The following is an 18,272-nucleotide window of genomic DNA, read 5'->3' as shown; positions in this document are numbered from 1 at the left end:
TGTCGAAGCCCGCGATTCTAACAGGAAATTTCAGACCGGCAGCGTCGCTTGACCGCCCATGTAGGGGCGCAGCACCTCAGGAATGGTCACGCTGCCGTCCTCGTTCTGGTAGTTCTCCAGCACCGCCACCAGCGTGCGGCCCACGGCCAGGCCAGACCCGTTGAGGGTGTGCACCAGCTCGTTCTTGCCCTGCGCGTTCTTGAAGCGCGCCTGCAGGCGGCGGGCCTGGAAGGCTTCGCAGTTGCTCACCGAACTGATCTCACGGTAGGTGTTCTGGGCGGGCAGCCACACTTCCAGGTCGTAGGTCTTGGCGGCGCCAAAGCCCATGTCGCCGGTACACAGGCTCATCACGCGGTAGGGCAGGCCCAGCTTCTGCAGCACAGCCTCAGCATGGCGGGTCATTTCCTCCAGCGCCTCGTAGCTCTTGTCGGGATGCACGATCTGCACCATCTCGACCTTGTCGAACTGGTGCTGGCGGATCATGCCGCGCGTGTCCCGGCCGTAGCTGCCGGCTTCCGACCGAAAGCAGGGCGTATGGGCCGTGAGCTTGAGCGGCAGCTGGGCCTCGGCCAAGACTTCGTCGCGCACGAAGTTGGTCAGGGGCACCTCGCTCGTGGGGATGAGGTACAGCTGCGCGTTGTCGGGTACGGGCTCGGCATCCTGACCGCCCTTCTGGGCCGCGAAGAGGTCGCCCTCGAACTTGGGCAATTGGCCCGTGCCCTTGAGCGAGTCCGCATTGACGACGTAGGGCACGTAGCACTCGGTGTAGCCGTGCTCCTGGGTCTGCACGTCCAGCATGAACTGCGCAAGGGCCCGGTGCAGGCGCGCGATGCCCCCCTTCATCACCGTGAAGCGCGATCCCGAGAGCTTCACGCCCATGTCGAAGTCCAGGCCCAGCGGCTCGCCCAGGTCCACATGGTCCTTGGGGGTGAAGCCCAGGCTGCGCGGCTGTTGGCCATCCGGGCTCCAGCGGCGCACCTCCACGTTGGCGCTCTCGTCCGAGCCCACGGGCACGCTCTCGTGCGGCAGATTCGGGACGGCGGCCAGCATCGTTTGCAGTTCGCCCTGGATCTGATCCAGCCGGGTGGCAGAACCGTCCAGTTCCGCCTTGATCGCGGCCACCTGGGCTTTCGCAGCCTCGGCGGCGTCCTTCTCACCCTTGCCCATGAGCATGCCGATCTGCTTGGACAGCTGGTTGCGCTGCGACTGCAACTCCTCGGTGCGCATCTGGATGGTCTTGCGCTCGGACTCCAGGGCCTGGAACGCCTCCACATTCAGGAAGGCCTGGGGCTTCTTGCGGGTTTCCAGCCGTGCGACGGCCGATGCGAGGTCTTTGCGAAGGAGGAGGATGTCTAGCATAGGCGACGATTTTAGTGGCGCAGCCCGGCATGCTAAGAGCGTACTGGGGCGAAAGCCGCGGCGTTTCGCGCCGATAACATGGCAATGCACCACCAATGCGGGTGCATTGGCCAGGGGTCAGGAGGCAAAGCCATGTTTTTCGTGTTCGGCCCTTCGGGGCAAATCTACCGGGGTGGACCGGACAAGCTGGCGCAGGTGGCGCCGGTGCGGCGCGTGCACCGCCCCCAGGCCCTGCGCACGCGCGCCCTGGACAGCGACGCGGCACCTGTTGCGACCGCAGCCCCTCCCGCCACGGCGCAGACGGCGACGCCCAAGCCCCTGCGCCTGCTGGAGGCCGTATCGGCCTATGTGCAGACCGAGCAGGGGCCCGTCCAACCGCGTCAGCCGCTGTCGCGCGTGGGCGACGTGATGACCAGGGGCGCGCTCACGGTGGCCCCCGATCAGCGCGTGAACGATGCGTGGCAGACGCTGGCCGAGCACGAAATCGCACAGGCCCCCGTGGTGAATGATCAGGGCCAAGTGGTGGGCCTGCTGCTGCGCGCCGACATGGCGCCCCTGGACCTGCTGCCCGAGCCCGGCGCGGTCAAGCAGGCCATTGAGCTCGCACGCCGGCCGGTCTCCGAAGTGATGGTGAGTCCCGTACCCACGGTGGCGGCGGACACGGAACTGCGCCGCGTGGCGGGCGTGCTGCTGGACACCGGCCTGCCCGGCCTGCCGGTGACGGATGAGCGCGGATTGCTCGCGGGTTTCATCTCGCGCACCGACATCCTGCGCGCGGTGGCGGCGGACCCGCCACTGGACCTGTGGAGTTGAGCCTCAGTCGCCGCTCGCGGGATCGGCGCTGGCCTCCTCATCGGGCAGGCGGGAGGCCAGCACCTTGTCGATGGTCTTGCCGTCCATGTCCACCACCTCGAAGCGCCAGCGTTCCCACTGCACCGTGTCAGTGACCTTGGGCAGCTTGCCGGTGAGCAGCATGACCATGCCGCTGAGCGTGTGGTAACGGCCGCGGTCTTCTTCGGGCACGGTGGCCAACTGCAGCCGGTCCTTGAGCTCGGGCACCGGGATGTGGCCGTCCAGCAGCCAACTGCCGTCCTCGCGCTCCATGGCCCAGGAGGTTTCGGGGTCGCGCGGCTGAAACTCGCCCGTGATGGCCTCGATGATGTCCTGCACGGTCACGATGCCCTGCACCTCGCCGTATTCGTCGATAACGAAGGCCATCTGTACGTCGGACTGCCGGAAGTTGTCCAGCAGTTCCATGGCATTGATGGTCTCGGGAACGTACAGCGCCGTCTGCAGCGGCTGGGTCGTCAGGTCGCGCGCCTGGGCATCGCGCACCGTGCGCGACAGCCACTGGCGCGCGTTGAGCACGCCCAGGATGTTCTCCATGCCGCCGCGCACCACCGGGAAGCGCGCATGGTCGGACTCCTCGATGCGCCGCAGGTTCTCCTCGAAAGGCTCCTCCACATCGAGGAACACCACGTCCGCGCGCGGCACCATCAGCGAGCCGATCTGCCGGTCGTCCAGGCGGAACACGTTGCGCACCATCTGGTGCTCGTGCGACTCGATCACGCCGGCACTCGTGCCCTCGGCCAGCACGGCGTGGATCTCGTCCTCGGTCACGGCACTGGCGGAATACTCCTTCACCCCCAGGGCGCGCAGCAGCCCCTCGGTGGAGATCGACAGCAGGCGCACGAAGGGCTTGGTGGCGAGCGCCAGCCAGTTGATGGGGCGCGCCACGACGCGCGCCAGCGTCTCGGGGTAGCTCTGGCCCAGCCGCTTGGGCACCAGCTCGCCCACGACGATCGAGAAGTAGGTGATCAGCACCACCACCAGGCCCGTAGCCAGGTAGCCGGCCAGTTGCGGCTCCACCCCCAGGCCCAGCAGCCACTCGCCCAGCGGCTTGGCCAGGGCCGACTCGCCCACGATGCCGTTGAGCACGCCGATCGAAGTGATGCCGATCTGGATGGTGGAGAGAAAGCGCGTGGGGTTCTCGCCCAGCTTGGCCGCGGCGATCGCCCCGCTATCGCCCTCATCGATCAGCTTCTGCAGGCGCGTCTTGCGCGCGGAGACCAGAGCCAGCTCGGACATGGCGAACACGCCATTGAGCAGGATGAGGGCGAACAGTATTGCTATTTCCATATGCAGGGGGCCCAGCGTGCCCCCACGGTGTGAAGAAGCGGAAATTGTAAAGAGGCCCACATTCTGCGGGGGATTGGCCATCCGGTGCCACATGCCCCACCCACGCGCAGGCATTGCCACATAGATGCCAAATATGCCTCCAGCGCTTATCCATCAAGCGCAAACAGCTATAAATATTGAAGCAATAATGTCGCACACAGGGTGCGCACAGCCCCGCGACGCCCGGGCTTTAGCGGGCGAAGAAGTGCGTTCAGTGTCCGCCCGGGCCGGTTTCGGGCGTGCGCTCGGTGATCTCCAGGCCCGTCGCAGTGTCCAGCTTCAGGCCCTTGGGCAGCGGGAATTTCACGGTTTCCTCGATGCCGTCCAGCTTGCGCACGGCCACCGCGCCCAGTTCCTTGATGCGCGTGATCACGGCCTGCACCAGCACCTCGGGTGCCGACGCACCGGCCGTGAGGCCCACGCGGGAGATGCCGTCAAACCACTCGTGGCGCAGCTCGTCCACGCTGTCGATCATGTAGGCCGGCGTACCCAGGCGCGCTGCCAGCTCGCGCAGGCGGTTGCTGTTGGAGCTGGTGGGGCTGCCCACCACGACCACCAGGTCCACCTGCGGGCTGAGCAGCTTCACCGCGTCCTGGCGGTTCTGCGTGGCGTAGCAGATGTCCTGCTGCTTGGGCTCGCGGATCGACGGAAAGCGCTCGCGCACGGCGGCGGTGATCTCGGCCGCGTCGTCCACGCTGAGCGTGGTCTGCGTGACCACGGCCAGCTTCTCGGTCTGCGCGGGCTGCACACGGGCCACGTCGGCCACGTCTTCCACCAGGTGGATGCCATGGTCCAGCTGGCCCATGGTGCCCTCGACCTCGGGGTGCCCCTTGTGGCCGATCATGATGAACTCGTAGCCTTCCTTGGCCAGCTTGGCTACTTCGACGTGCACCTTGGTCACCAGCGGACAGGTGGCGTCGAAGATGGTGAAACCCCGCGCGCGCGCCTCGTCCTGAACAGCGCGGCTCACGCCGTGGGCCGAGAAGATCAGCGTGGCGCCGGGCGGCACCTCGTCCAGGTCCTCGATGAAGATCGCGCCCTTGGCCTTCAGGTCGTTCACCACGTAGGTGTTGTGCACGATCTCGTGGCGCACGTAGATGGGCGCGCCGAACTTGGCAATGGCGCGCTCGACGATCTCGATGGCCCGGTCCACCCCCGCGCAAAAGCCGCGCGGCTCGGCCAGAACGATTTCCTGGGGTTTTTGCATGGCGGCGTCCCGTTCAGAGCACGCCGATGAGCAGCACTTCGAAGGTGACGGGCACGCCCGCCAACGGGTGGTTGAAGTCAAAGCGCACGGCGCCGTCTTCGCGCACCTCCAGCACCACGCCGGCGTACTGGCCCGTGCCGTCGGGCGTGGGGAACTGCACCACGTCGCCCACGGTGTATTCCTCGTGGGGGTCGCCCAGCTCGTTCAGCAGCTTCTTGGCCACCCATTGCTGCATGTCGGGGTTGCGCTCGCCGAAAGCCTCGCCCGCGGCCAGCTCGAACGTGGCGCGCGCGCCCTCGGGCAGGTCGATCAGGCGCTGCTCCAGCGCGGGCGAGAGCTCGCCCGTGCCGACCGACAGCGTGGCGGGCTTGTCCTCGAAGGTATTGATCACGTCACCCGCCGGGCCGGCCAGGCGGTAGTGCAGCGTGAGGAACGAGCCCTGTTGCACAGTGGGCACGGAGGACGAGGATGCGAAGGCGTCTGCGGTCATGAAAGCTCTCGATAAACTGCCGGCATTGTAGAAAACCGGGCAAGCCCCCACGGCCGTATGCCGGGGCGGCGCCCACCGCGCCATGCCCCTCAAAGACCTGCCGCTGGATGCCCAGCCCCGCGAAAAGCTGCTCGCACGCGGCCCCGCCGCGCTGTCCGACGCCGAGCTGCTGGCCATCCTGCTGCGCACGGGCCTGGCGGGCAAGGGCGTGCTGCAGCTGGCCCAGGAGCTGCTGGATGATCCCGTGCGCGACCCCGCCACGGGCCGCAGCGCCGGCGGCGGCTTTGGTGGCATTGCCGGGCTGCTGCACGCCAGTAGCCAGGACCTGCAGCGCATCAAGGGCCTGGGCCCCGCCAAGCGCGCCGAGCTGATGGCCGTGCTGGAACTCGCCCGCCGCGCCATGGCCCAGCAGCTGCGCGAGCGCGAGGTGTTCGACTCGCCGCAGGCCGTCCAGCACTACCTGCAGTTGCACCTGGCGGGGCGCACGCACGAGGTGTTCGCCGTGCTGTTCCTGGACAGCGGCAACCGCCTGATCGCCATGGAAGAGCTGTTCCGGGGCACGCTCACGCAGACCTCGGTCTACCCCCGTGAAGTGGTGCTGCGCGCCCTGCACCACCATGCCGCCGCCGTGGTGCTGGCGCACAACCACCCCAGCGGCAGCGTGCAGCCCAGCCGCGCCGACGAGGCGCTGACCCAGACCTTGAAGGCTGCGCTGGCGCTGGTGGACGTGCGCGTGCTCGACCATGTGATCGTGGCGCCAGGCGCGGCCCTGTCCATGGCCGAGCAAGGGCTGGTGTGAGCGCACCGGGGCGCGCGCGGCGCGTACTGGCCCAGGCGCTGCTGCTGGCCATGGCGGGTTGCGCCCCGCTGGCCACGCGCCTGCCGCCCCCGCAGCCGCCGGCCCAGGCCCCGCTGCTGCGGCTCATCGGCACCGCCACCGTGCCGCCGCTCACCCGCTATGGCGGCACCACGGTGGGCGGCCTCTCCGGCATCGACTACAACGCCGCGCAAGACACCTACCTGCTCATCAGCGATGACCGCTCCACCCATGACCCGGCGCGCATCTACACCGCCCGGCTGCGCTACGACGCCACCGCCCTCGCCCCGCCCGAATTCACCGGCGTGCATACGCTGCTGCATGCCGGCGGCCGGCCCTATGCGCCGTGGCTGAGGGCGCACCCCGGCGTGGACGTGCCCGACGCAGAGGCCGTGCGCTGGCTGCCCGGCGGCGCGCAGTTCGTGTGGACCAGCGAGGGCGACTTCAGCCGCGGCTTCGGCCCGCAACTGCGCGTAAGCCGCGCCGACGGCGCGGCCGTGCGCGATGTCGCCCTGCCCGCCCGCTTCACGCCGCAGGCCGGCAGCGGACCGCGCAGCAACGGCACGTTGGAGGGCCTCGCCCTGGCGCCCGATGGCCGCACCGCGTGGCTGTCCATGGAACTGCCCTGGCGCCAGGACGGCCCCCCGGCCACGCCCGCGTCGGGCGGCGCACCGGTGCGCATCACAGCCATCGACCTGGTCAGCGGCCAAGCGCTGCGCCAGATCGCCTACCCGCCCGACGCCGTGCCGCAGGCCCGCCGCCTGCCCTGGGGGCCGCAGATGAACGGGGTGAGCGAGATCCTGGCCGACGGTGCGCACCACCTGCTGGTGCTGGAGCGCTCCTACAGCGCCGGCGCCGGCTTTGCCGCGCGGCTGTACCGCATCGACACGCGCGCGGGCAGCGACACGCTGGCGCTGGATGCGCTCACCCCTGCCAACCACCACAGCCCCCCCAAGACCCTGGTGGCCGACTTCGCCGCACTGGGCCTGGATGTGGACAACCTGGAGGGCATGACCTGGGGCCCGTCCCTGCCCGGCGGTGGCGCAGGCGGCAGCACGGCGGGCAGCTGCGTGCTGGTCTTCGTGAGCGACGACAACTTCAACCCCGCGCAGGTCACGCAGTTCATTGCCGCCGAATACCTGGACCCCCAGGGCGGACATGGACGATGCGGTACAACCGCCCCCAGCCCATGAACGCCGCCCTCACCGCCCGTTCCTTCGCCGACCTCAAGCCCCTGCGCCGTGCGTTGCAGGAGGCCGCGCAGCAGCGGGCCGAGCGCGAGCGCCTGCGCCGCGAGGCCGAGCGGCGCGCCCGCGCCGAGCGCCACCTGTTCGCCGACGCAGTGGGCCCCGTGCAGCCGCTCAAGCGGGGACAGGAGCGGCGCTGGTCCACGCCCGAGCCGCCCGAGCCCCTGCCCGTGCAGCGCGCACTGGACGAAGAGCGCGTGCTGCGCGAGTCGCTGAGCGACGAGTTCGACGTGACCACGCTGCTGGACGTGGACGACCAGCTCAGCTTTCGCCGCCCGGGCATCGGGCTGGACGTGACGCGCAAGCTGCGCGGAGGGCACTGGAGCATCCAGCGCCAGTTGGACCTGCACGGCCTGCGCACCGACGAGGCGCGCGAGGCGCTGGGCGATTTCATCCGCCTGGCGCACCGCACGGGCCTGCGCTGCGTGCGCGTGGTGCATGGCAAGGGGTTGGGGTCGCCGGGCCGCACACCGGTGCTCAAGGGCCGGGTGCAACGCTGGCTGGTGCAAAAGAAAGAGGTGCTGGCCTTCGTGCAGGCGCGGCCGCTGGACGGCGGCGCGGGCGCGCTGGTGGTGCTGCTGCAGCCCGGGCGGCGCAGGCCGGGCGGCTGACGACCAGCACTTCAAGCCAAAACAGCCTTCAGCGCTTATCCATCAAGCGCCAGCAGCTATTGTTTTAGAAGCAAAAGGCCCACGGGGGCGTGCACCACCGTGGGCCAGCCCCCGTGCGGGGGGACGCGCAGCGCTTACTTGGACAGGTCGATCTTGTACTTGGCCATGCCCTTGCCCGAGCCGTCATCTGCCGCGAGCAGCGACACACCGGCCAGCCCCGCGGCCTGGGCCACGGGCAGCGCGTCCGCGCCGGAGCTGAACACCACGTCGCCCGCGGTCGTCACCTGGGTGAAGCGCCAGCTCTTGGCCGCTCCGTTGGCCACGCGCGTGACCTGCGGGTTCTTGCGCACGTACTCGATGACCACATCACGGTTGGCATCCGGCGAGGCCCAGATGGTGGCCGAGCCGTCCAGCTTCGGGATGAAGCTCTTGCCGCTGGTGGCGCGGTAGTTGTTGGTGGCGATCACGAACTCCTGCGCCGGATCGATGGGCTGGCCCTTGTAGGTCAGGCCCTTGATGCGGCTGCCCACGGGCTGCGTCACGTCGATCTCGTACTGCACGTCCGCGGTGGTGAACATGTCGAAGTTGTAGCCGGGGAAGGTGCTGATGAGCGCCTGCTCGCCGGCCTTGGCGGGGTCGATCTGGTTGAAGCGCTTGGCGGCGGCCTCCAGCCAGTCCTTGATGTCGGCGCCGTTCACCTTCACTGCGTACACGGTGTTGGGGTACAGGTACAGGTCGGCCGCGTTGTAGATGGCCAGCGGGCCGGCCGCGACGTCGGTGAAGTCCTTGCCGCCCTGGAAGCCCGACTTGAACGGCGCGCTCACCGACAGCACGGGCAATTGCGCGTACTGCGGCAGGTTGGCCTGGATGTAGGCCGCCACGTAGGCCTGCTGCGCCTGGTTGACGATCTGGATCGCGCCGGGGTCGCCCACGTCGGCAAACAGCGTGCTCATGCGGAAGTCGGTGTTGCCGATCGGCGTCTTCACGTAGTTGATGGCGGCCTGGTGCTGGCTCTCGATCAGCGGTGCCACGGCGGGGTCGGCGGCCACGAATACGTTGGCGCCTGCGGCGTCCTTGGTCTGGATGTTGCGCAGCTCGCTCTTGCTGGCGGCCTTGTCCACGCTCCAGGCCTTGCCGTCCCACTTCAGCGCAAGCTGGATCACGCCCAGCGACTTGCCCCAGGAGCTGGCCATCACAGCAGGCACGCCATTGATGGTGCCGGCCTTGTTGTCCACGCCAGCCTGCGTGAAGGCGGGCTTGGCCGACAGGTCCGGGAACACGCTGTGCTGGTGGCCCATGACCATGGCGTCGATGCCCGGCACCTTGGACAGGTGCAGGCCCGGGTTCTCCATGGTGGGCGAATAGCTGCTGGCGTCCAGGCCGCCGTGCAGCAGCGCGACGACCAGCTGGGCACCCTTGGCACGCAGCTCGGGCACGTACTTTTGCGCGGCCTCGACGGCGCCTTCGGTGTAGACCTTGCCCTCCAGGAAGCGCTTGTCCCAGTTCATGATGCCCGGCGTGGTGAAACCGATCACGCCGATCTTGATGGGCAGCTGGACCTCCTTGCCGTCGCTGGACTTGGCCACCAGCGTGCGCTCCAGCACCGTGTAGGGCTGCACCAGGGGCTTCTTGGTCTTGCTGCTGTACACGTTGGCCAGCACGGCGGGATAGCCGTTGCCCGCACATTTCTTGGTGGCGTCCACGCCGTCCACCTCCAGGCCGCCGCCCAGCACCTGGTTCAGGAACGGCAGGCCGTAGTTGAACTCATGGTTGCCCAGCGTGCCCGCGTCAAAGCCTAAAGCGCCCATGGCCTTGTACATGGACAGCTGCTGCGTGCACGGGATGGGGCTGACCGTGGCCTCGTAGTCGGCCAGAGCCGTGCCCTGGATGGTGTCGCCGTTGTCCACCAGCAGGGTGTTGGCGAACTCCTTGCGCGCGGCGCGCACCAGCGTGGCCGTGCGCTCGAAGCCGTAGGTCTTGTCCTCAGCCAGCTTGAAGTAGTCGAAGCTGCGCACGTTGAAGTGCAGATCGGTGGTTTCCAGCACGGCCAGCGTGGCCGTGGCGGGCGTGGCGGCGGAGCTGTCGCCATCGTCGTCGTTGCCGCCGCAGGCGGCCAGCAGCGCGGCACAGGCCAGCGCGCCCAGCGCATGGCGACGGGGGGAAACAAAGGCAAGGCGCGCGGCAAATGGCTGGCCGCGCAAGAAAGTGTCCTGCATGGAAGACCCTGGTGGTGGATAAAACGCCAGAGTCTGTAGGGCGGGTTTGACAGGCATGTGACGCCGCGGTTCCACATGTCGCATCCGTCTTCACCGCGCTTGCCACCAGCGCCGATAGCTATTGAATCAATAGCTATTTCAACCGCCGCGGTTGCGCATCCAGTCGGCCGTGCCCATGAAGCTCTCGTTCAGGCGCGCGCGCAGGTCGTCGGGCACGTCCACTTCCCCCATGGCCTGGTCCATGCAGGCGACCCACTGGTCCCGCTCCAGGATGCCGATGGAAAACGGCATGTGGCGCGCACGCAGGCGCGGGTGGCCGAAGCGGCTCTGGTAATGGTCGGGCCCGCCGAGCCAACCGCAGAGGAACCAGAACAGCTTGTCGCGCGCGTCATCCAGCGTAGTGCCGTGGCTGGCACGCAGCTCGGCGTAGCCGGGCTCCAGGTCCATGAGGTCGTAGAAACGGTCCACCAGTTGGCGGATGCGCGGCTCACCGCCGATCCGCTCGAACGGTGTGGCAGGCGTGGGGGCGGACGGCGCGGAATCAGGTGCTGACATACGCGCCATTGTAGAAAGCGGGCCGGCGCCGGCGCCGCTTCCTCAGGGCTGTCAACGCTCGCCGCGCGCCTCGGCCTTGGACTGGCAGGCAATGCAGCGCGCCGCCGCGGGCTGGGCCAGCAGGCGGGCCACGCCCACGGGCTGGCCGCAGTCGGTGCACTCGCCATAGCTGCCGTCGGCCAGGCGTGCCAGGGCCGCGCGCACCGCCACCAGCTCGTCGTGGTCGCGCGTGGCCTCGGCGTCGCGCACGGTGGCTTGCGCCATGCGGTCGGCCTGGTCCTTGCGGTCGTCCAGCCGCTCGGCATCGGCGCGGTTGGTGGCCACGGCCAGCGTGTCGCGCTGGGCCTCGCCCAGTTCGGCCAGCAATTGCTGCTTGCGCTGCTCCAGCACACCGCGCAGCTGTTCGCGTTGGGAATCGGAGAGAGGGGTGGTGTTCATGGTTTCAGCATGCCACTGGCGATACGGGACATGTTGACACACATCAAGCACCACCCTCCGCGCCACGGCCCGCCGCCTGCCAACGGCCGCACAGCGCCACCGCATCCCATGCCCGGTCGGTGGCCACGTCCAGCACCTGTGCCTGCTCGTCGGGCGCCAGTGGCTCGGCGCTGTCCTGCTGGCGCGCGAGCACGGCCAGGCTAGCCTCCGACGGGTCGGTGCCGGCCGCGCTGCGGCGCAGCACGCGCTCGCGCAGTTGCTGTGGGTCCGCATGGCAATGCAGGATGGTGAACGGAACGTCCAATTCGCTTGCCAGCGCGCGAAAGGCGTCGCGCTCGCGCCGGTGCAGGAAGGCCGCGTCCACGATCACCGGGTAGCCTGCCTGCAGCACGGCGCGGGCCTGCTGGCGCAGGTGCGCGAAGGTGCGCCGCGAGGCCTCGGAGGTATAGATGTCCACACCCCGCGCGGCGGAGCTGTCCAGCGCCGCCAGGCCATACAGGCGCTTGCGCTCTACATCCGAGCGCAGGCGCACGGCACCTTGCTCCAGCAGCGCGGCGGCGAGGGTGGACTTGCCAGACCCCGACAGTCCGTAGGTGATCAGCAGGCGGGGGGCCAGCGGCGCGGCCAGGCGTTCGGCGCAAGCCAGATAGTCCGGCCCCGATGTCCCCGCCAGACCCTGCGCGGCACGCAGGCGCGCGGCCATGGCCCGCACCAGCGCGCGGTAGACCTCGTAGGGGCGCAGCACGGCCAGGCCGGCATAGTCGCCCGTGACCGCCAGGTAGCCGTCCAGGAAACGCCAGGCCAGGTCCGACCGGCCATGGGCATGCAGGTCCATGCTGAAGAAACCCGCGTCGGCCAGCGTGTCGATCCAGCGCAGCGGCGGGCTGAACTCGATGCAGTCGAAGGCAGTGAGCGCACCCGCCAGCAGCACCACGTTGCCTAGGTGCAGGTCCCCATGGCCTTCGCGCACATGGCCCGTGGCGTGGCGCACGGCCCAGCACTGGGCCAGCAGGGACTGGCGCGCGCTGAACCACATGCGCAGCGCCGCCAGCCGCGCGCGCTCGGCTTCGCCGAGCAGCGGCGCCAGCGTGTCCAGCACGCCGGTGATGGCCTGCTCCACCTGCACGGCCGTGCCCCAGCCGCCATCCGGCGGCGCCACCGGCGCGCCGACGTGAAAGCGCGCGAGATGCACGGCAAACGCGTCCACCTGCGCGGGCAGCAGCGCGCCGGCGCGCACCAGGGCATCGGCCTCGCTGCCCTTGGGAAAGCGGCGCATGCGCAGCACCCAGTCGATAGCGTTGCCGGCTTGCTCCACGCTCCCCAGGCGCGGCGCCTTGGCGCTGCCCACCACCGGCAGTATGTCCCGGTAGAGCATGGGCGCCAGGCGCTGGTTCAGCCGCAGTTCCTCGCCGCAGAAATGGCGCCGCGCCTGCAGCGTGCGGAAATCGGCAAAGGGCAGGTGCAGCGGCTTCTTGAGCTTGTAGGCATGCGTAGGGGTCAGCAGCAGATGCGACAGGTGCGTCTGCACATGCTCTACCGGCCCCCCCTCGGCCACGCCCAGGGCCCGACACAGCGCGGCAGCCAGATCGGCACTCTCGTCTGCGTCAATAAGCAAATTGGCCTCCAGCGCAATACCAGCAAGCGCTGGCAGCTATCAAAATCATTGTTGACGATGGCGCAGCGAGGCGTCCCAGGCCGGGTTGGGCAGGCCCTGGCCGGCGTACTGCTGGTTGCGCGAGTTGGAGCGCCACACGCCGCCGCCCACGCCCACCTGCGGCTGCGTGCGGTACCAGTACCAGCGCCCGTCTTCGTCCTGCGCCAGCCAATCCCAGCCCTCGGGCGCCTGCGACCAGTCGGGTTCCCAATGCGGCGTGTCGTGTTGCGGCATGGCCCTCCTCACTCCTGCGCTGCGCTGCGCAACGTCTGTACCACGGGGCGGCGCAGCACCTCGCGCAAACCCCACCAACCCGCCGCCAGCGCCAGCAGCGCACCCGCCAGCGCACCGGCGATCGGCACCCAGAACTGGGCCGTCCAGCTGAAGTCGAACACATAGCGCGCCAGCGCCCAGCCCACGGCCACGGCCACGCAGCTGGCCAGGAAGCCCGCCAGCAGGCCCACGCCGGCCAGTTCGGCACGCTGCACCTGTCGCAGCAGGCTGGCACGCGCGCCCACGGCACGCATGATGGCGAATTCGCGTGCGCGCTCCTCGCGCGTGGCGGTGACGGCCGCGAACAGCACCACCAGCCCAGCCGCCAGCGTGAAGGCAAACAGAAACTCCACTGCGCGGATCACCTGCGCCAGCACCCCTTGCACCTGGGCCAGCGTGGCGCTCATGTCCACGTTGGTGATGTTGGGGAAGGCATGCACCAGCGCGTTGTCAAAGCCCGGCTGCTGCGGCGCGCGGTAGGCGGCCAGGTAGGTGTAGGGCACGTCGGGCATCTGCGCCACCGGGTACATCACGAAGAAATTGGCACGCATGGAACTCCAGTCCACCTGACGCAGGCTGGTGATGCGCGCCTCGCTCTGCACGCCGGCGATGTCAAAGCGCAGTCGATCGCCCAGCTGGAGGCCCAGCGTCTTGGCGATACCCTCCTCCACGCTCACGGCGCCGTGCTCGTCAGGGGTCCAGCGCCCGCCCACGATGGGGTTGTGCTCCGGCGCGTCGTGGGCGTTGGAGAGGTTGAACTCACGGTCCACCAGGCGCTTGGCGCGGTCGTCCTCATAGTCGTCCATGCCCACCGGGCGGTCGTTGATGGCCACCAGCCGGCCGCGGAACATGGGGTACCAGTCGTACTGCGCCACGCCCGCCCGCTGCAGCATCTGGCGAAAGGCCTCGGCCTGGTCCGGCAGGATGTTGATCACGAAACGGTTGGGCGCCGTGGCCGGCGTGGCACGCTGCCAGCTGGCGATGAGGTCCGTGCGCAGCAGCACCAGCAGCACCAGCGCCAGCAGCCCCACCGCCAGACTGCTGACCTGCACCACGGCATAGGCGGGGCGCGCGGCGATCTGGCGCGTGGCCAGTACCAGCCAGCGCGGAGCCGTGGTCTCGCGCACACTCTTGCGCAGCAGCCCCACAGCCGCCCAGGCCAGCGCGGCAAACAGCAGCGCGGCTACGGCAAAACCACCCACGGCGATCGCGCCGAGCTTCCAGTCGCGGCTGACCACCAGCAGCAGCGCCGCAAACCCCGCCACGCCCAGGCCCAGCACAGCCAGGGACGTGGGCCGCACATTCCCCAGGTCACGCCGGATCACGCGCAGCGGCGGCACCTGCGCCAGCTGCAGCACCGGCGGCAGGCCGAAGGCGCACATCAGCGTGAGGCCCACGCCCACGCCGAAGGCCACGGGCCAGAGGCTGGCCGCAGGCAGTGCCGATTCCACTAGCCCCGCAAGCAGCAACACGAACACATGGTGCACCGCAAAGCCCAGCAGCACACCCAACGCGCTGGCGAACAGGCCGACCAGCGCAAACTCCATCACGTAGGCGCCGGCGATCGTGCGCTGGCTCTGGCCCAGCACGCGCAGCAGCGCGGCGGCGTCCAGATGCTCGTTGGCGAAGCCGCGGGCGGCCAGCGCCACGGCCACGGCCGAGAGCAACGCCGCCAGCAACGCCACGAGGTTCAGGAACTTCTGCGCGCGGTCCAGCGTCTGGCGCATCTCAGGCCTGCCGCTGTCCAGCGACTCCACACGCACGCCGCGCATGCCCGGCTCGGCCGCCGCCGCACTGGCCCAGGCGGTGAAGCGCTTGACGGCGTCCGGTGTGCCGGCCACCGCAAAGCGGTAAGTGATGCGGCTGGCGGGCTGCACCAGCCCGGTAGCGGGCAGATCCATCGCATTGAGCATCACGCGCGGGGCAAAGTTCATGAAGCCCGCCCCACGGTCGGGCTCCAGCGTGATGATGCGCGTGATGCGCAGTTGCGTGTCCCCCAGCAGCAGGAAGTCGCCCAACTGGAGCGCCAACGACTCCAATAGCGGAGCGTCCACCCAGACCTCGCCCTGCGCTGGAATGCTTTGTGTGGGAATGCCGGGGCGCTGAGGGGCGTCCGCCACCTGCAGGCGGCCGCGCAACGGGTAGCCCGGCTCCACGCTCTTGAGCGCCACCAGCCGGCTGGCGCCGCCCTGCAGGTCGGGCGCGCGCCCCATGGTGGGAAAGCTCAGGGTGGTCACGCCCGTCAAACCCAGCGCCCGTGCCTGCTCCACAAACGCGACGGGCGTGGGGTTGTCGCTGGCCACCACTGCGTCGCCACCCAGCAGTTGCAGCGCGTCGCGCGCCAGGCCACCCTGAAGTCGATCTGCAAAGAAACCCACCGAGGTGAGCGCTGCCACGGCCAGCGTCACAGCGACCATAAGCAGGCGCAACTCGCCCGCGCGCAGATCACGCCAGAGCGTGCGCCAGCCCAGGCGAGCCCATGGCACAGCGATGCGGCCGGTTGGCGAGTCTTGCGAAGATGCGGAGGCTGGGGATGCGGGCATGGCGTGCATCATGCCACCGGCACTATGTGTGCCTCAGTGACCGCCATTGGCCACATAGGGCCCCTTGCGCCGCTACGCAGCGGGTACAGGCGGTGCCTGTGCCAGCTCTGGCTGCAGCACCAGCCGATCCGCCCCGCTGTAGCAGAGAAAGCGCCGATTGGTCGCACGTCCGATGGCGCACAGCCCCAGTTGGCTGGCCATGGCATGCCCCATTTGCGTCATGCCGCTGCGCGACACCACGATGGGCACCCCCATCTGGGCGGATTTGATGACCATCTCGCTCGTGAGGCGACCCGTGGTGTAGAACACTTTGTCGCTGCCCTGCATGGCCTCGGCAGGCTGCTGCATCCACATCCAGCCCGCAATGGTGTCAATGGCATTGTGGCGTCCCACGTCCTCCACAAAGACGAGCATCTGCGGCCCCTGGAACAGGGCGCAGCCGTGCACCGAGCCGGCGGATTTGTAGGTGGATTCCTGAAGTCGGATGGCGTTGACGATGCCGTACAGCTCGGCCTGCGTCAGTTGCGCGGGAGGCAGGCGTATGCCGGCCACCTCGTCCATCAAGCCGCCGAACACGCTGCCCTGGCCACAGCCGGTGGTGACGACCTTGCGCGCGGTGCGCTCTTCGATGCGTGCGATGCCGCGGCGCGTGGCGACGGCGGCGGCGTTGACCTCCCAGTCCACGGTGATGGACTCGATCTCCTCCACGGAATCCACCAACCGCTGGTTGCGCAGGTATCCCAACACCAGCAGCTCGGGGTGTGCGCCCAGCGTCATCAGCGTGACCAGCTCGCGCCGATCCACGTACACCGTGAGCGGGCGTTCGGCGGGAATGTGCAGCTCTTCGCGCTCGCCTCTTTCGTTGATGGCTTGCACCGCATGGGTGAGCGGCGCAACCGCCTGCGTGAGCCGCGGCACACTGGCATGGCGAGAGAGGGTCTGTGGTTGGGACGTTGGCGTCATGGGTGCAGCGTACACGTAACGACGCCCCGGCGCGCAGAGCGCGGCGGGGCGTGCAGGACAGAGGCCACGGTCACCGGCCCACGGGCCTCCAGGCACCGCGGACTGGCGGCTCGGTCAGCTCTTGGGGGCAGACGCGGCGGCGGCCGGCACGGCCGTGTTGGGGGGGCTGGTGGCAGTGCCCGCAGGCGAGTGAGCACCCGCGGCCTCTAGTGGCTTGGCCTCCGGCGGTGTGTAGCTGAAAGGACCCGGATCAAGGCACGCGGGGGCAGAAACCGCAGGCGCGGCGTTCGGCGCGGTGCGGCGGTAGTGCGCCACCACGCGGTCCTGTGCCTGACACAGCTTATAGGCATCCACCTTGCCGGACCATGCGGCCTTGGCGGCGGTCTCTGCCGCCTTGGCCTGTGCCTCGGGCGACAGGGGCGGCAGCTTGGCGGCTGCCACGCCGGCCAACGACGCCAGCGCCAGACCCGCTGTGCAGCGGCGCACGAGAGTTGCTGCAAAAATCATGAGGTTCCTCCTACGGCGGGGTGGGAAGGCGTGGTTTGCGCGGCGGTAGCCGCACCACTGCGCTGTGCGGGAATCTTGCCGCTGCGGACATCGTCGGCCCACAGCTCATGGTGCTCGCGCGCCCAGGCCTCGCTCACGTAACCGGTCTTCATGGCCTTGTAGGCCCCGCGCATGCCGATCGTGCCCATGTAGATGTGGCCCAGCAGCAGCGCCATCATCCAGAGGGCCAGCGTGGCGTGCACCATGTGGGCAATCTGCATCTCTCCGCGCAGCAGGCCCCAGCCGGGGATCAACTTGTCGAGCACCAGGCCCGACAGCACGACGAACACGCCGGGAATAGTGATGCCCCACCAGAACATGCCCTTCTCGCCTGCGTTGAAGCGGTGCGATGGCACTTCCTTGTTGGTGAACATGCCACCTGCCTTGGACAGCCAGACGAAGTCCGCGCGGTTGGCGATGTTGTCCTTGATGAAAGTGATGATGATCACCGTGAGCGACACGGCGAACAGCGGGCCCATGAAGTTGTGCACGTTCTTCGCCGCGTACGCCAGCCAGCCGAAGAGCTGTGCACCCAGCACGGGCAGCAGGAAGAACTTGCCGAACGCCATCAGGATGCCCGTGATGGCCAGCGTGACGAAGGCAATCGCATTGGACCAGTGCGCCGCGCGCTCGAAGGGCGTGAAGCGCTCGATCCGGCGACCGCCAGCCTCGGCATCCGCGTGGCCGAGGGTGCCCTTGGTCACGAAGAAGATGGCCAGCGCCAGCACGGTGATGCCCAACAAGGCCGCGCCGTAGGGAATGATCCAGTTATTGCGCACCTCGCGCCACGCCTGGCCTGCCGTGGTGTAGCGCGAGCCGGGGTATTGCGCGAACGGCTGGATCAGGTTGCCGGCCTCAGGGGCCTGGCTCGCCGGCAGGCTGCTGTAGCCCGTCACCCCATCTCGCACCTGCCGCCACATGGGCGCGTTGTTGCCCGGCTGAACCTTGGCACGCTCACCGTTGGTCTGCTGGGCGTAGCCCGGCTCCTCACTGGCATCGGGCTTCACGTCGAAGATGTTCTGGCTTTTGACGGCACCAACCGCCGCCGGCACAGGGGCAGCGTCTGCCGCCGCGGGCGCTGCCGCGTCGCTGGCGGGCGCCGCCGGGGCCTGCGCCCACGCGGCACCGCTGGCAAGCAGCAATGCACACAAGAGGTGTTTCATGGCAGACCTCGC

General features: G+C 69.0%; 17 protein-coding genes. 4 read left to right on the top strand and 13 right to left on the bottom strand.

The genetic code is table 11. From position 1 onward, the window contains the following. Positions 1-30 precede the first annotated feature (30 nt). A complete protein-coding gene (serS, locus tag BA022_RS18865; protein ID WP_088888457.1) occupies positions 31-1,359 on the bottom strand; it encodes a serine--tRNA ligase in 1,329 nt (442 codons plus the stop codon). 132 nt (positions 1,360-1,491) lie between these two features. On the opposite strand from serS, the gene BA022_RS18860 reads away from it, so the two are divergent. Next, the gene (locus BA022_RS18860) at positions 1,492-2,172 is read left to right on the top strand and encodes a CBS domain-containing protein (RefSeq protein WP_088888456.1); all 681 of its coding nucleotides are present in this window, start codon (positions 1,492-1,494) and stop codon (positions 2,170-2,172) included. A gap of 3 nt (positions 2,173-2,175) precedes the next feature. On the opposite strand, the gene BA022_RS18855 is transcribed toward BA022_RS18860, so the two are convergent. The 3 genes from BA022_RS18855 to BA022_RS18845 form a co-directional block, all read right to left on the bottom strand. Then, positions 2,176-3,498 (bottom strand): hemolysin family protein, encoded by a 1,323-nt coding sequence (locus tag BA022_RS18855; protein ID WP_088888455.1) that lies wholly within the window; start codon positions 3,496-3,498, stop codon positions 2,176-2,178. A gap of 250 nt (positions 3,499-3,748) precedes the next feature. Continuing rightward, a complete protein-coding gene (gene ispH, locus BA022_RS18850; RefSeq protein ID WP_088888454.1) occupies positions 3,749-4,744 on the bottom strand; it encodes a 4-hydroxy-3-methylbut-2-enyl diphosphate reductase in 996 nt (331 codons plus the stop codon). A gap of 13 nt (positions 4,745-4,757) precedes the next feature. Then, positions 4,758-5,234: an FKBP-type peptidyl-prolyl cis-trans isomerase gene (locus BA022_RS18845; protein WP_015914095.1), complete on the bottom strand. Its 477-nt coding sequence runs from the start codon at positions 5,232-5,234 to the stop codon at positions 4,758-4,760. Positions 5,235-5,316: 82 nt separating this feature from the next. Between BA022_RS18845 and radC the strand changes: the two genes are divergently transcribed. Genes radC through BA022_RS18830 form a run of 3 tightly spaced genes read left to right on the top strand, consistent with a single transcriptional unit; the run spans position 5,317 to position 7,909 of the window. Next, positions 5,317-6,033, top strand: coding sequence for a RadC family protein (gene radC, locus BA022_RS18840; RefSeq protein WP_015914096.1), 717 nt, complete (start codon positions 5,317-5,319; stop codon positions 6,031-6,033). After that, positions 6,030-7,244 carry an esterase-like activity of phytase family protein gene (locus BA022_RS18835; protein WP_088888453.1) on the top strand — a complete coding sequence of 405 codons (1,215 nt, stop codon included), beginning with the start codon at positions 6,030-6,032 and terminating at the stop codon, positions 7,242-7,244. Before radC ends, BA022_RS18835 begins: the two co-directional genes overlap by 4 nt. Continuing rightward, complete coding sequence (locus BA022_RS18830) at positions 7,241-7,909, top strand: Smr/MutS family protein (protein ID WP_088888452.1); 669 nt, start codon at positions 7,241-7,243, stop codon at positions 7,907-7,909. The genes BA022_RS18835 and BA022_RS18830 overlap by 4 nt, the downstream gene beginning before the upstream one ends. Positions 7,910-8,043: 134 nt before the next feature. On the opposite strand, the gene BA022_RS18825 is transcribed toward BA022_RS18830, so the two are convergent. From BA022_RS18825 to BA022_RS18785, 9 genes are all read right to left on the bottom strand, one after another. Further along, positions 8,044-10,125, bottom strand: a complete 2,082-nt coding sequence (locus tag BA022_RS18825; RefSeq protein ID WP_088888451.1) for a bifunctional 2',3'-cyclic-nucleotide 2'-phosphodiesterase/3'-nucleotidase — start codon at positions 10,123-10,125, stop codon at positions 8,044-8,046. A 138-nt stretch (positions 10,126-10,263) separates the two neighbouring features. After that, the gene (locus BA022_RS18820; RefSeq protein ID WP_015914100.1) at positions 10,264-10,689 is read right to left on the bottom strand and encodes a group II truncated hemoglobin; all 426 of its coding nucleotides are present in this window, start codon (positions 10,687-10,689) and stop codon (positions 10,264-10,266) included. Between the two features lie 42 nt (positions 10,690-10,731). Next, positions 10,732-11,118, bottom strand: coding sequence for a TraR/DksA family transcriptional regulator (locus BA022_RS18815; protein WP_088888450.1), 387 nt, complete (start codon positions 11,116-11,118; stop codon positions 10,732-10,734). 43 nt (positions 11,119-11,161) lie between these two features. After that, positions 11,162-12,733 carry a bifunctional aminoglycoside phosphotransferase/ATP-binding protein gene (locus BA022_RS18810; protein ID WP_088888449.1) on the bottom strand — a complete coding sequence of 524 codons (1,572 nt, stop codon included), beginning with the start codon at positions 12,731-12,733 and terminating at the stop codon, positions 11,162-11,164. A gap of 45 nt (positions 12,734-12,778) precedes the next feature. Further along, entirely contained in the window at positions 12,779-13,006 is a 228-nt protein-coding gene (locus BA022_RS18805; protein WP_015914103.1) for a hypothetical protein, read from the bottom strand. An 8-nt stretch (positions 13,007-13,014) separates the two neighbouring features. After that, the gene (locus tag BA022_RS18800; RefSeq protein WP_228403665.1) at positions 13,015-15,588 is read right to left on the bottom strand and encodes an ABC transporter permease; all 2,574 of its coding nucleotides are present in this window, start codon (positions 15,586-15,588) and stop codon (positions 13,015-13,017) included. Positions 15,589-15,660: 72 nt separating this feature from the next. After that, a complete protein-coding gene (locus BA022_RS18795; protein WP_088888448.1) occupies positions 15,661-16,551 on the bottom strand; it encodes a formate dehydrogenase accessory sulfurtransferase FdhD in 891 nt (296 codons plus the stop codon). 114 nt (positions 16,552-16,665) lie between these two features. Beyond that, the gene (locus tag BA022_RS18790) at positions 16,666-17,058 is read right to left on the bottom strand and encodes a hypothetical protein (protein ID WP_015914106.1); all 393 of its coding nucleotides are present in this window, start codon (positions 17,056-17,058) and stop codon (positions 16,666-16,668) included. After that, positions 17,055-18,260: a formate dehydrogenase subunit gamma gene (locus BA022_RS18785; RefSeq protein ID WP_088888447.1), complete on the bottom strand. Its 1,206-nt coding sequence runs from the start codon at positions 18,258-18,260 to the stop codon at positions 17,055-17,057. Before BA022_RS18785 ends, BA022_RS18790 begins: the two co-directional genes overlap by 4 nt. Positions 18,261-18,272 lie beyond the last annotated feature (12 nt).

Source organism: Diaphorobacter nitroreducens (assembly GCF_002214645.1).
Classification (GTDB): Bacteria; Pseudomonadota; Gammaproteobacteria; order Burkholderiales; family Burkholderiaceae_C; genus Diaphorobacter; species Diaphorobacter nitroreducens.
This window is presented reverse-complemented; position numbering and strand designations above follow the sequence as displayed.

Excerpts from the sequence above, each read along its gene's own strand:
- BA022_RS18825 (WP_088888451.1), bottom strand. The coding sequence starts at position 10,125 with ATGCAGGACACTTTCTTGCGCGGCCAGCCATTTGCCGCGCGCCTTGCC.
- BA022_RS18790 (WP_015914106.1), bottom strand. The coding sequence starts at position 17,058 with ATGATTTTTGCAGCAACTCTCGTGCGCCGCTGCACAGCGGGTCTGGCG.
- BA022_RS18805 (WP_015914103.1), bottom strand. The coding sequence starts at position 13,006 with ATGCCGCAACACGACACGCCGCATTGGGAACCCGACTGGTCGCAGGCG.
- BA022_RS18845 (WP_015914095.1), bottom strand. The coding sequence starts at position 5,234 with ATGACCGCAGACGCCTTCGCATCCTCGTCCTCCGTGCCCACTGTGCAA.
- serS (WP_088888457.1), bottom strand. The coding sequence starts at position 1,359 with ATGCTAGACATCCTCCTCCTTCGCAAAGACCTCGCATCGGCCGTCGCA.
- BA022_RS18860 (WP_088888456.1), top strand. The coding sequence starts at position 1,492 with ATGTTTTTCGTGTTCGGCCCTTCGGGGCAAATCTACCGGGGTGGACCG.
- BA022_RS18855 (WP_088888455.1), bottom strand. The coding sequence starts at position 3,498 with ATGGAAATAGCAATACTGTTCGCCCTCATCCTGCTCAATGGCGTGTTC.
- radC (WP_015914096.1), top strand. The coding sequence starts at position 5,317 with ATGCCCCTCAAAGACCTGCCGCTGGATGCCCAGCCCCGCGAAAAGCTG.
- ispH (WP_088888454.1), bottom strand. The coding sequence starts at position 4,744 with ATGCAAAAACCCCAGGAAATCGTTCTGGCCGAGCCGCGCGGCTTTTGC.
- BA022_RS18815 (WP_088888450.1), bottom strand. The coding sequence starts at position 11,118 with ATGAACACCACCCCTCTCTCCGATTCCCAACGCGAACAGCTGCGCGGT.
- BA022_RS18820 (WP_015914100.1), bottom strand. The coding sequence starts at position 10,689 with ATGGCGCGTATGTCAGCACCTGATTCCGCGCCGTCCGCCCCCACGCCT.
- BA022_RS18830 (WP_088888452.1), top strand. The coding sequence starts at position 7,241 with ATGAACGCCGCCCTCACCGCCCGTTCCTTCGCCGACCTCAAGCCCCTG.
- BA022_RS18795 (WP_088888448.1), bottom strand. The coding sequence starts at position 16,551 with ATGACGCCAACGTCCCAACCACAGACCCTCTCTCGCCATGCCAGTGTG.
- BA022_RS18800 (WP_228403665.1), bottom strand. The coding sequence starts at position 15,588 with ATGCCCGCATCCCCAGCCTCCGCATCTTCGCAAGACTCGCCAACCGGC.
- BA022_RS18785 (WP_088888447.1), bottom strand. The coding sequence starts at position 18,260 with ATGAAACACCTCTTGTGTGCATTGCTGCTTGCCAGCGGTGCCGCGTGG.